13 protein-coding genes and 1 pseudogene are annotated in these 11,896 nt (G+C 54.9%); 3 read left to right on the forward strand and 11 right to left on the reverse strand.

The window, feature by feature from the left end; translation table 11 throughout:
* A partial coding sequence (locus NTZ04_04475) for a hypothetical protein (GenBank protein MCX5991572.1) occupies positions 1-318 on the forward strand: 318 nt, incomplete at its 5' end.
* Positions 319-629: 311 nt separating this feature from the next.
* On the opposite strand, the gene NTZ04_04480 is transcribed toward NTZ04_04475, so the two are convergent.
* Entirely contained in the window at positions 630-1,625 is a 996-nt protein-coding gene (locus NTZ04_04480) for a ketoacyl-ACP synthase III (GenBank protein MCX5991573.1), read from the reverse strand.
* 148 nt (positions 1,626-1,773) lie between these two features.
* Positions 1,774-2,775 (reverse strand): annotated as a pseudogene (glpX, locus tag NTZ04_04485) (class II fructose-bisphosphatase).
* A 288-nt stretch (positions 2,776-3,063) separates the two neighbouring features.
* Between glpX and NTZ04_04490 the strand changes: the two are divergent.
* A complete protein-coding gene (locus NTZ04_04490) occupies positions 3,064-4,707 on the forward strand; it encodes an FAD-binding protein (protein ID MCX5991574.1) in 1,644 nt (547 codons plus the stop codon).
* A 66-nt stretch (positions 4,708-4,773) separates the two neighbouring features.
* Here NTZ04_04490 and NTZ04_04495 read toward each other — a convergent pair whose 3' ends face one another.
* Positions 4,774-6,333: a CoA-binding protein gene (locus tag NTZ04_04495; GenBank protein MCX5991575.1), complete on the reverse strand. Its 1,560-nt coding sequence runs from the start codon at positions 6,331-6,333 to the stop codon at positions 4,774-4,776.
* A 238-nt stretch (positions 6,334-6,571) separates the two neighbouring features.
* Complete coding sequence (locus NTZ04_04500; GenBank protein MCX5991576.1) at positions 6,572-7,366, reverse strand: hypothetical protein; 795 nt, start codon at positions 7,364-7,366, stop codon at positions 6,572-6,574.
* Between the two features lie 214 nt (positions 7,367-7,580).
* Between NTZ04_04500 and NTZ04_04505 the strand changes: the two genes are divergently transcribed.
* Positions 7,581-7,874 carry a hypothetical protein gene (locus NTZ04_04505; GenBank protein ID MCX5991577.1) on the forward strand — a complete coding sequence of 98 codons (294 nt, stop codon included), beginning with the start codon at positions 7,581-7,583 and terminating at the stop codon, positions 7,872-7,874.
* Positions 7,875-8,143: 269 nt separating this feature from the next.
* On the opposite strand, the gene NTZ04_04510 is transcribed toward NTZ04_04505, so the two are convergent.
* From NTZ04_04510 to NTZ04_04540, 7 genes are all read right to left on the reverse strand, one after another.
* Positions 8,144-8,395, reverse strand: coding sequence for a hypothetical protein (locus tag NTZ04_04510; GenBank protein ID MCX5991578.1), 252 nt, complete (start codon positions 8,393-8,395; stop codon positions 8,144-8,146).
* A gap of 4 nt (positions 8,396-8,399) precedes the next feature.
* Entirely contained in the window at positions 8,400-8,732 is a 333-nt protein-coding gene (locus NTZ04_04515) for a HEPN domain-containing protein (protein MCX5991579.1), read from the reverse strand.
* A gap of 147 nt (positions 8,733-8,879) precedes the next feature.
* Complete coding sequence (locus NTZ04_04520; protein ID MCX5991580.1) at positions 8,880-9,116, reverse strand: nucleotidyltransferase domain-containing protein; 237 nt, start codon at positions 9,114-9,116, stop codon at positions 8,880-8,882.
* Between the two features lie 404 nt (positions 9,117-9,520).
* Positions 9,521-9,871: a DUF86 domain-containing protein gene (locus tag NTZ04_04525; protein ID MCX5991581.1), complete on the reverse strand. Its 351-nt coding sequence runs from the start codon at positions 9,869-9,871 to the stop codon at positions 9,521-9,523.
* Positions 9,858-10,160 (reverse strand): nucleotidyltransferase family protein, encoded by a 303-nt coding sequence (locus tag NTZ04_04530; GenBank protein ID MCX5991582.1) that lies wholly within the window; start codon positions 10,158-10,160, stop codon positions 9,858-9,860. The genes NTZ04_04525 and NTZ04_04530 overlap by 14 nt, the downstream gene beginning before the upstream one ends.
* A gap of 305 nt (positions 10,161-10,465) precedes the next feature.
* Positions 10,466-10,738 (reverse strand): type II toxin-antitoxin system Phd/YefM family antitoxin, encoded by a 273-nt coding sequence (locus tag NTZ04_04535; protein MCX5991583.1) that lies wholly within the window; start codon positions 10,736-10,738, stop codon positions 10,466-10,468.
* 453 nt (positions 10,739-11,191) lie between these two features.
* Entirely contained in the window at positions 11,192-11,503 is a 312-nt protein-coding gene (locus tag NTZ04_04540; GenBank protein MCX5991584.1) for a zinc-ribbon domain containing protein, read from the reverse strand.
* Positions 11,504-11,896 lie beyond the last annotated feature (393 nt).

An 11,896-nucleotide genomic window follows, 5' to 3' on the forward strand; every position in this document is an offset into this window, starting at 1 on the left:
GCTGAGATGTTCCCCGAAATAGTGCCGGTGATCGAATCCAAAGGGCCATATTCAGGCCCGGTCCAGGTGGCAGCTCTAAGCCGCGATCAAGTTCTACCAGCACAAGGAGGCGAAGCCTGCGGACTATGTGTGACAATAGGCCAGTGTGGCAAATACAAGCCGTCGGCCAAATCTCCCATATCCGGCCTGTTCTACGTCGGCTTCGACGCAGGCAGCACCGCATTCATGGGTTCGCAGCAGGCGGTGGACTCTGGTTTGAAAGTAGCACCCCTGGTATATCACTATCACCTGGAAAAGAGGCAGTCAGCTTCATTCTAGAGAGCCGCTGCCCGTGAAATTCTAAGGGATAGTCTGGCTGATTTAGAGAGATGTCCTGCCTGTCTGGTTTGTCCCATTGTTTGTCCATATAGCCGGCAGTGGCTGCTCCTGCAAATCACCTCCTGCCGTTCGGATTGTATGGTGGACGCAGTGCACGCGCTGCTGCCACCTGTCATGCCCTGCCAACCGTGTCCCGGACAATGTCCAGACATCCCTTTTCAGGAAGTACCAGGAGTATTCAGAATAGCGGCGGCAGTGTGGTGAAAGGCTCACCTGGGTAGCAGGGCAGATAGCCGAGAGTATCACTTTCCCTACCACCGAATGACAATTGCTCCCCAGGTGAAACCAGCCCCAAAGGCTATCATCATGAGGAGATCGCCTTCCTGCAGGGTGCCTTGTTCTACTATCTCGCTCAGGGCGATGGGGATCGATGCTGCCGTCGTATTCCCGTAGCGCTGGATGTTGCTGTAGAATTTCTCTTCCGGGACCCCTAACTTTGCAGCAGCGAACTGGTTGATGCGAAGATTGGCCTGATGGGGCAAGAACAGATCGATATCCTCGACCTTGAGATTGCTGGCCCGTAATGCCTCATCAACCACTTCCGGAATCTTGGTCACCGCTACCCTGAAGACTTCCTTCCCCTGCATCTTGGGCCAGATCCGGCCGTCGTCAATAGTCTTGTGGGTGAGGTAGGGCTTCTCGCTGATATCAAAAACCTCCGCTCTCAGGATGTCTGCATATTTTCCGTCTGCGTGAAGATGTGTGGAGAGGATTCCCCGCGATGGATCCTCTGAGGGCCCCACAATCACCGCGCCTGCGCCGTCCCCGAATAACACCGCCACGTCGCGCCCTTCGTTGGTGAAATTCATTCCGCTGGAATGGATCTCTGCACCAACAACGAGAATCCTCTTGTACATACCGATCCTGACAAAGGCGTCAGCCACAGCGAGGCTGTAAATGAACCCGCTGCACTGGTTTCTGATATCCAGACAGCCGATTTCGGAAAGGCCCATTTTTCTCTGCAGATAGCAGCCGTTCCCCGGCATGTGGTGGTCAGGGCTCAGGGTGGCAAAGATGATGAAATCCAAATCCTCGGCCTTCATCCCGGCATTCTTCAGGGCCTCGCGGGAAGCTTCGAGGCCGAGATCCGAACAGTAAACCCCCTTCTCCGCAAAACGTCTTTCGACGATCCCGCTGCGCTTCTGGATCCATTCGTCACTGGTCTCAAACATCTTTGCCAGGTCAAAATTGGTCACGCGCCGTTCGGGGAGATACCGGCCCACTCCGAGGATTCTCGATCTTATCACGATAAAAGGCCCTCCTTGTTTACGTAATATACGCGGTGGCTGTTAATCAAACGCTCATCCTCTGCTAAACAAACCGACCACGAGTCTATCAAGCAGAAAGCCAGCGGTCAAGGCTGCCTGTCCCCGTTTGTAAAAAAAGGCCCGCCGTTTAATGGAATCCGGAAAGACTGGGTTTGTCCATCCGTTCGAAGTTGTGCCAGGAATCAATCCAGCGGATGGTGCCGGAACTGGAGCGCATAGCCAGGGACTGTGTCTGTGCTCCGCCCCTGAAGTAACGTACCCCCTTCAGTAATTCGCCGGTGCTAACCCCAGTGGCAGCAAAGAACACATCCTCACTATTTACCAGGTCCTCCATTTTGTAGACCTTGTCAAGATTGACCCCCTCGGCTATGGCTGCTTTTCTTTCCTTTTCATCACGAGGCCAGGCCTTGCATTGAATACCGCCCCCGATACAATGTATGGCCGCAGCGGAGAGGACTCCCTCTGGCGTGCCCCCGATGCCCATGAGGACATCGACCCCTGTTTCGGGCAGAGCGGCCTGTATACTCGCCGCGACATCACCATCTGAAATCAGTTTGATCCGGGCGCCCGCACTCCTGATCTCAGACAGCAACTGCTCGTGGCGCGGCCTGTCCAAGACTACCACGGTAATCTCCGATACCTTTCTTTTCTTGGCTTTGGCGATGTTCTACAAGTTTTCCGCCACCGATGCGTCAATATCCACAAAGTCCTTTGCCTCACGTCCGGTGACAATCTTATTCACATACACTAATTGTCTGGGGCAGTTCATCGTCCCCCTGGCCGAGAGCGCCACGGCGGAGATGGCTCCGGGAAGACCCTTCGCCACCAGAGTGGTGCCGTCAATCGGATCAACAGCAATATCAACCTGTAACTCCGAGCCATCGCCGATCCGCTCTCCGATATATAACATGGGAGCCTCGTCCTTCTCCCCCTCTCCGATGACCACAATCCCATCCATCCGAACATGGCCCAGGACATGACGCATGGCATTCACCGCTGCCCCGTCCACCAGATTTTTGTCGCCCTTGCCCAGATGGCGGGCGGCAGCCATGGCTGCTGTTTCGGTGACACGCACCAACTCCATGGCTACATTGCGTTCAATAAGCTGGTGAGGATGTGTATCTTTCATAATTAACCCTCCACTACAAAAAATGAAAAGACCAAGAACTGTAATGCTGTCATGATAATTCAAATGCACGGTGGGTTCAACAAATCATCAGATCGCTACCCAAAAAGGACTAGAACCAGGAATCTGCGCCTGAAGCGTATGTCTTTCAGACTATCCGTCACCCGATTTCCACAGGAACCCTTGCCAATACATCGGATGGCGGGTAGAATACCTTTTGGAAAGTAGGCGAGCGGTCCCTGCCTTTTTTACCGTTTGATCGGGGCCTGGCTCTCCGTTGAGGAGGAAAAGATGGCTGCAAAACAGGATAATGTTCGTTGGGATGCTGAAGTAGACGTCATCGTCGTCGGGTTCGGCGGGGCGGGCGCATGCGCGGCGCTGGAGGCAGCTCAAAAGGGGGCCTCAGTGCTGGTGCTGGACTGCTTCCACGGCGGTGGGGCCACGGCTGCCAGCGGCGCTGTCATCTATGCCGGGGGCGGGACGCCGTATCAGAAAGCAGCAGGTTTCGACGACACGCCCGAGGAAATGTACAAGTACCTGAAACAGGAGATCGGCGAAGGCGTTATGTCGGACGAAACTCTGCGCCGCTTCTGCGAGGGATCGGCCGCAGATATCCAGTGGCTGGTAGAGGCTGGCGTTCCATTTGAAGGATCGCTGTGCCCGTTCAAGACGTCCTACCCTACTGATCTCTACTATCTTTATTATTCCGGAAGCGAGAATAACGGCGCCTACAAGGCCAAAGCGAAGCCGGCGCCGCGCGGCCACCGCGCCAAAGGGCCAGGCATCTCCGGTCTGACGCTGTTCCATAGTCTGGAAAAGACAGTTCGCAAGAGCGACAAGATCCAGGTCCGGTGCCAGACCAAGGTAATGAAGCTCATCCAGGCGGAGGACGGCCGAGTGATAGGTGTGGAAGCGCGTTCGATACCGCCAAGCTCGATATTCCTCAGGCGCTTCCATGGCGGTATCACCTGGATAAACGCCAAGCTCAATACCTATATGCCTCCGATGGCGATGCTGCTGAATCAGCTGGCCACGGGGATCGCAATGGTGCGCGCCCGCCCCTACAACGCAAGAGCCCGCAAAGGTGTCATCCTGGCAGCCGGCGGTTTCATCTTCAACAAGAAGCGGGTCCGTGAGTGCAACAGCCTGTTCAGCACATGCATGCCGTTAGGCACCTATGCCGACGACGGCTCGGGGATCTCAATGGGGGAGAGCGCTGGCGGGATCACATCGCGTATGGACAAGATGGCGGCATGGACCTTCTACGTTCCGCCCGAGGCGCTGATGCAGGGGGTTCTGGTGAGTAAAGACGGGAAGCGCCTCTGCAGTGAGGACCTGTACGGCGCCAAGCAGGGCGAGTACATAACAACGAAGGGTAACGGCTGCGCCTACCTCATCATCGACAGCAAGACAATGGAGGAAGCAAAGAGCCATTTCAAGGACCAGTGCGCCTTCTTCCAGAAGCTGGCCATGACGCCCATGCTGCGATTCGGCCGCAAGAAGGCTCCCTCATTTGAGAAACTGGCCAAGAAGATTAGCGTATCCGTGGAGGGCCTCGAAGCGACGATGAAGCAGTACAACGAGATTGCGAAGAGCGGCCAGCCCGATCCGCTGGGCAAGTTCCCAAAGCGTTTCGTGGCCCAGGACACGCCTCCGTTCTACGCGCTGGATATCTCCCTCCAGGGCTACTCTTCCACCTTCACCAAGGGGGGCTTGCCTACAGCAGCCATCACTCTGGGTGGCCTTGTGGTGAACGAGAAGACGGGCGAGGTAGTGAAGAAGGATGGATCGTCCATCGAGGGCCTGTATGCCGCCGGACGGACTGCCGTAGGCCTCTGCGGCAACGGCTATTTCGCCAGCGGGACTTCCATCGCAGACTGCGTGTTCGCCGGCCGCCGTGCCGCCCGGCATGCAGTCAGCCTGCCGGCGAAGTAGTAACGGACGGGCCCCGGCCTGACGGTTGACAGACAGGAACCGCTGATTATCAGCGCTGATTCTGCGCTATGCCTCTGATGGTGCATGCACGCGGGAAAGCCTGTCAGGGTAGGCCTGATTGTAGTCGATCAGCTTCCGAATTGCTGCGGCTGCTCCCCGCATGGAGACGAAAAGGGGCAGACCGAATTCCGCGCAGAGCGCCCGCACTTCGGCCGAGGCCTGCCGCGTCTGGTCATTCCCCATGGAGTGAATCACCACCGCCTTTGGCAGTTCACATGCTTTTGCTGCCAGTACCAGCGATCCTGTCCCGCCTGCAACTCTTTGACGCTCCACCGGCAAGGGGTTTACGTCAAGGCCATGATGGTACACCACCAGATCAAGTCCGGGCCATTCCTGCAAAGCTGCGTTCAGCCGGCTCCAACGCGGCGTAAGTCCTGCCGCTGCCCTTTCCCTCAGGTATTCAGCAGGATTGCGGTTTCCCATGCTGCTAATGAGTTCGAAACCGTCGATAGCAGCCATCGGGCCAGCGTCGATCGGGTTGCGGAGCATGCTATTGGCCAGATCGATAAACTCCTTCAGTTTTTCCCTCATCTCCTCCGGTACGGGAAGCAGCCGCAACCCTGCGCTCTCGATCTCATCAGTGGCCATGACACTGGCCCCGCCCCCGTATCCCACAACACAGGTGTTCAGACCTTTGGGGGGCCTCACGCGCAGCAGCGCGACGAGCATATCCACCATCTCTTCGACGCTGTAAACCCGTATCGCCCCGGCCTGCCTGATAAGGGTGTCCCAGACTACATCGGTTCCAGCCAGAGACCCTGTATGTGAAGCGGCAGCCCTCAGCCCGCCCCCGGTAAAGCCTCCTTTGAAGACCACCACCGGCTTGGCAGCGGCTGCTTTGTTCAGCGCCTTAATCAGGCGCGCGCCATCCTTAACGCCCTCGATGTATGCTGCAATCACCCTGGTTTCAGGGTCCTCCGCAAAATAATCCAGCAGGTCGCATTCGTTGATGTCGCAGGCATTGCCGTAGCTGACCACCTTGCTGAAACGGAGTCCGCGGGCAGCTGCATGCCGTACTCCATAGCTGACATTCCCGCCGCTCTGGCAAAGATATCCTACAGGCCCCGCCTCCATGGGGAAGTCAGGGCTGAGGCCTATCCGGCCTCCGGGGTAGTAGATACCCAGGCAGTTGGGGCCAATGATGCGCATGTTGCCCTGCTGGGCTATCTCCACCAGCCTGTTCTGCAGTTCAATGCGGTCAGGCTCACCGGTTTCGGCATAGCCGGATGAAAAGACGTGCACCACCTTAACCCCGATATTCCGGCACTCCTCCATCAGCTTCGGGGTGTAGGGAGCTGGAATAGAGACGACAACATGATCCACCGGCCCCGGGATATCCTTCAAGGTGCGGTAGATGGGAAGTCCTTCCATCTCGCCTCCCTTTGGATTCACCAGGTAGATCTGTCCGGGGTACCCTTTGTGAAGCAGAGAGTCCAGGTAGAGCATCTTGATCCATATCTTGGGAAAGTCAGCCGAGATGCCCACAACGGCAATCGAACGGGGATGGAAGATGTAGTCCAGGGGATGCGGGTTGCGCCGGCCGCCGGGGAGTGCAGTAGTACTCAATCTTTCCAATTCCTGTAGATCGTATGTATCGAATGGCTGATGCCAGGGACAAAGCAGAGACAGGCCACTCTCACAAGTCCATGCGTCTGCCCGTATTATCCAAGCTGAGAATGATAGTCCCCCTGTGCTTGCTTTGTCAAAACGCTGCTGCCCCTCCAGCCATGGAGTTCTGTCTGATGCCCATACGGAAAGAGCTCCAATAGCCATGTGAAGAGGTGTGTGAATACAGGTGACCGGGTTATACTGACGGGCCGGGACTGCTCACGGCCTGATGGCACAGGTAGATCAACTTGCAGTTGATCTCAATCTCATCCCCCGGGGTAGCAAAAGGAACATCTACCCCGAAGTGTTCTGTCAGCCTGCTATCGAAAACCGCCTCTGGGAATCTATTCCTCATTTCCGTAACGAGAGTGTTCAGGTTTTCGAGAGAGGCGGCCATCTTCGCTCCCAGTCCCGAATAATCGAAGTCAAGTTGGAAGATCTCCACGCTGGGCTCCGGCGACTTCCGGTCGTACAGCCTCACAAAACAGTCAGTTTGAACGGGCTGATTCTTGCTTTTCTCTTCAACCCTACGCCAGATAGGAATGCCGCCCGTCAGCAATGTTGCGGGCAAACTGAACTTCATCTTGCTACTTGTGGTCTCTTCCTCGGTGTGGGTTTGCACCCTACCCTTGAGTATCAGGAACACACTGTGTGCCTCTATCACTCTCGCCTGCCGGCCCCTGTCCCGGAATGTGGTTTCTCCTTCCCCCAGTTCCAGAGTGTGTGCCCTGAATCTCCCCGAAGAAGGCTGGCGAAGCTCCGAATCATGGCACACCACTGCTACCAGTCCCAGAGATCTCAGGCTTTGAGCGATTGACTCCGCTGACTGGAGGGTTTGGTAATGGCCGACTATCCTCGGAATCTTCGCGCCCAGGAGAAGGCGTGTCCCGAAAAGGTCCTTATTGACGATGGCTGCAACTTTCTCTGCAAGACCTGCCTCAAGCGCATCTGGCGGAGCTATTGCTATGTGCACCATGTCATGTCCAGTCATCAGCATGCCTGCATGGGGGACAGCGGCCCCATGTCACCATACCACGTTTCCGGCAAAATGGTAAGGGGTGCTGAACAAGGCTTTCGGCTCTCTTGCCACAGGGCAAAAGAAGGCAAAGGGATGGAACCAGTTTGACTGACCGGGAACGGCATTATAGACTGGGGTACAATTCGACCCCATCATATTTAAGAGGGAAGAGCAGAGGGCCTGTCTGATGAACCGCTCACCATGGCAGATTGGGCAAAAGCACTGTCCCAAGTGCGGCCGGTCGCTGCTGCGGCTGATGTACTTCGGTTGGGGTCTGCCTCCGTGGCGATGTCCTGGCTGCGATTCAGTCCTCGGTTTTGACTCCTGGCGAAGGCTCACGGCGGCGGTGATTTCAATAGCCGCAATAGTCTACGTCTTCTTCAGCGGATGGCCGGGCTGGGCGAGAGTAGTGACAGTGATCGGCGCTATTGCACTGTCCCTGCTCTGGTTCGACTCTATCGTGTTGAGGAAGGAAGAGTAGTGCCTGGTTGCACAAATCGGCGTAACAATCGAGATTCTTCGCTGCGCTCAGAATGACACAGTGGGCAATATGTCACCATGACTTTTATGCGGTTTGTCACCCTGAGCGAAGGCGAAGGGTCTCCGCTCACAAAGAGAATGGCGCCTATTCTTGCAACCAAGCACTAGATGGGCTCTCTTTTAGTTTTTCCACGATGATACGACGCCTCATCTGTGGGGTAAGCTTCTCCAGGGTTTTGGCAGCATCCCTGCTCAAAACAAGCTTATACATCATATCTTCGCCTTAAGTTCATCCAGAGAGACAAACTCTTCTTTCCTGCCCTTAGTCCAAGCCTTGCGGGACCGCCTTATCTGTTGGGCCATCTCTGTGTTGCCCAGGATCTCTGCAGTTGCCTCCCATTCCTCTCTTGTCTTGAGATAGACAGCAAAATCAGCCAGAACCTTGAGTCTCTCCTCAGAAAGCGATTCCATCTCTTCTAGCAGTCTATTGATGATGAAGCTCTTGACGGTGGGGATAGGCATTAATCTATATTGCCTCTTTTATCTTGGCGATGAGCTTCCCGGCTTGTTCCAGGATGTCGGCTATCTCCTCTCTGGGGTAGTCAACAGGAGGGCCGGGTGGGTAACGATCTTCCAGATAAAAAGCAGAAACTATTCTGGCAAAATCCAGGAACTGCTCAAAGGCCTTGTCGTAGCTTGTCACCTCGCTGACTAACACTTCCAGATCGTGGGTTTTCTGGAGCTTCCAGCCATAGGCTAAAAGATAGCCCTTAAGGTACTTCTCAGCAGCCTGCTGGGCAAGAACAGCAATCGTATCACCATGTCCACCTTGTTGGAAGAGAAGCCTGGCGCTTTGCAGATCATGATCCCCTCACGTAAACCACTCCAATCTGATCTTTCTCTTATCCTGTTTGTCTGGCATAGAGCACTTCCCCCTTGGTCAGAACATCTTCTACAAAATCGTCGCCCAGGGCAAGGCGTTCCTCCAGCTCTATGGGAGTATAGATCAGGGCGAAATTGGGATACGGCGTTTGGGGTCATAAATGAGCCTTTTGACTTCCACAAAGCGGTCAACCCGCCTGCTATCTGTCTCTTTTACTATCAGCAGGTCTATATCGCTATCCTCAGTGGGCTTGCCATAAGCATATGACCCATAGAGGATGATCTTCTCTGGCTCATACCTCTCCTTGATCTGGTCAACAATGTCCAGAATGAGCTTCCTAGTCTTTCTATCCTTGACCATCGATACACTCTCTATTCTCGCCTTCCAGATGAAGAGCTACGGCCTCCCGGAGGTTCTTGAGGGTCTGGTCTAAGGGTTTTGCCCCGGGTTATCACAGCGATATCGACACACTCGGCGACGTAGTGGGTATCCCCCTGCCAGACAAAGGCCTTTACAGTACTTTGTTGGGTCATAACAACTGCGCCTTTCCCAGTTTTAGCAGGTATTTGATACTCAGGTCAATCCCCTGCTTTGATTCCCCGAAATGCCTCCTATTAGTGAAACTACAGCGGCCTGCGCCCCGTGGCTTTCTCGTAGACCCCGACGATGAAGCCCTTCTCAGAAGGGGCAGGGGGAAGTTCCTCCCCCGCAGGCGGTTGCCGAAGCGGTACTCCGGGTCGGTGAGCACGCACTCGCTCCCCATTCTACGGATTCTTTTCAGGTGGAATGGTCTTCTCTAACTCTGCAATGAGAGATGGCAGGTCCTGAGTGATGATCTCCCAGAGGATATCGAAGTCCACTGCATCATAGCCGTGGATCAGCCGGTTGCGCAAACTGACAATCTCTGGCCACGGTATAGTGGGATAGTGAGTCCGTTCATCCGAAGTCATACGGCTCGCCGCCTCGCCAACGATCTCCAGAAGACGAACCAGCGACAGGTTAAGCTTGCGGTCCCTATCAAGGTCACTCCGCGTCTTGCCCTGTGCCATATCGGCTGCCTCTCTGGCATGATCCAGCATGTGATGCAGGAGGACGATGTCTTCATGGCGCGACATATAGAGCCTCCGCATCGGCTATGACCTGCTCTCGGAAATAGCGGCTGAGGAATTCCAGCGTATTCAGATCCACCTTCTGCCCCAGCAGTTCGGAAAGTTCCCTCTCCATTGTAAAGAAGGCAAGACCCGGCATATGTCCCGTCTCAAACTCCACCAGCACATCAACATCGCTGCCGGGGCCGAAATCCTCCCGCAGGACCGAGCCGAAGATGGCCAGTTTACGAATATGATGCTTGCGACAGAATTCAGCAATCTTATTCTTGGGGAACTTGACACCTGCCTTACTCATCACTGTACCTCAATTCTCTCTTGTTTTGAATTCAGCTAGAGATCAGTCTCACAACAGCCTTCCCCAGTTTTAGCAGGTATTTGATACTCAGGTCAATCCCCGCCGTGATTTCCACGCAATGCTTGAATATGCATAGCCAGTTTCACCGTTCGGGGGGATATTACCTATAGCAGTGAAACTGCAGCCTCCGAGGCCCAGTCATCAGTTTAGCGGCGAAACAGGTTCTCGACTCCTCTGTAAGTCTTCTCGCTGCGGCGGCGGATTCCCCAACTTCTATATGATTGTTTTCTTCATCAACGCAGAGTCTAACCTCGAACACGGGCCGCTCGCCGGTGCTCATAATCTTTCAGACTGATGGCCTCTTCCTCCGGTGCAGAGAGGCATTCCTTCATGGGCAGCATGTCCTTCAGGGCTTCGATCTTCCTCATCAATGCCCCGTATTCATCATAGCGTGCAATAACAGCCTTTGGTTTGCCATACTGGGTGACGTGCAGGGGCACACCCTGTTGCTCCAGTTCAGCTATCAGAGCACCCGGCTTCACCTTGAGCTCACTGGGGGTCACGATGCGAGTAGGCATGAGAACAACACCTCCTCGCTGTCCCTATTTCCTTGGATATTGTACCCAACTTTGTACTAAATGTTAACCAATTGGGCTAAGGGAGGGAATAGAAAGTTGATCTCAAACGATGAAAATGGGTAGCAATTGGCCGCGCCCGGGATACTGCTGGTATTTGCGCTGTGGATCAGTGGACGACTGGTGGTTGCGCGGCTGGCAGTGGGATGGGCTTCTTAAACATGCGGAATATCAAGCGGTTGCTCTGTTGGGGGAAATTCTTTTCTGCGCCGCAGTTCTTGCACGTAGCATGATATAGGCCGTTTGTCGTTAGAGTGTCGATGAGCCAATGATGGGCGACAACACATGTCTCCATACAATTGCCCTCTTCCTCCGGAAAACGCCGGTTTACAGGATGATACAGTTACCTGCTAAGAACAGCAGAGGGCGGTGTTAACCGCCCTCTGCTCGCTGCGATCAACGTCGCTGGCTTTCAGGTCTTTTGCCGTAGCAATCTCTGCAATAGACAGGTCTGCCTCCGCGCGGCTCAAAGGGAACCTCTGTTTGCTTGCCACACTCGGCGCACACCACAGGGAACATCTGCCGGTTGGCTCCACTGTTGCCGCCCGAGAAGCTGCTGCCCTGGGGTTTCCTGGCTGCGCGGCACGCTGTGCAGCGCTTAGGTTCGTTGGTATAGCCCCTCTGGGCAAACGCTTCCTGCTCGCTGACACTGAAGGTAAAATCGGACCCGCAGTCAGAACACTTGATGGTCTTGTCCACAAAGCTCATTGGATGACCTCCTTTCTTTCATATTTGGCCAGACTTGGGTCATCCAGAGCCCGTGGCTGCACTCGGGGAGGGCTAACAGACTATTGATAACCTAAACTGACACCAGTCCTGTTATGCTAACACATCGAAGAGGAATATGCAATTGGAGATCAAAACCCAAATCCACCACCTGTTTTCGTTATCGGTGTGGTGAGAGGCTTGGTGTGGTCTTGGAGCGGGGATATGCCCCGTAAGCAGAAGCTGGGGGTTGCTATCGGAGGACTTTCCCCACTCCTAGCGGCCAAGGAATGCCGAAAAGGGCTGCCTGCAGCCAAAAAAGCGCACTATTCCCCCTTCCGCCTGAATGGCATCACTCTTTCGCTGGTCACTTATCGGCCAGTATCATGGCGGTCC

The sequence above is a fragment of the Chloroflexota bacterium genome, assembly GCA_026389585.1.
Taxonomy (GTDB): domain Bacteria; phylum Chloroflexota; class Dehalococcoidia; order UBA2247; family RBG-13-53-26; genus JAPLHP01.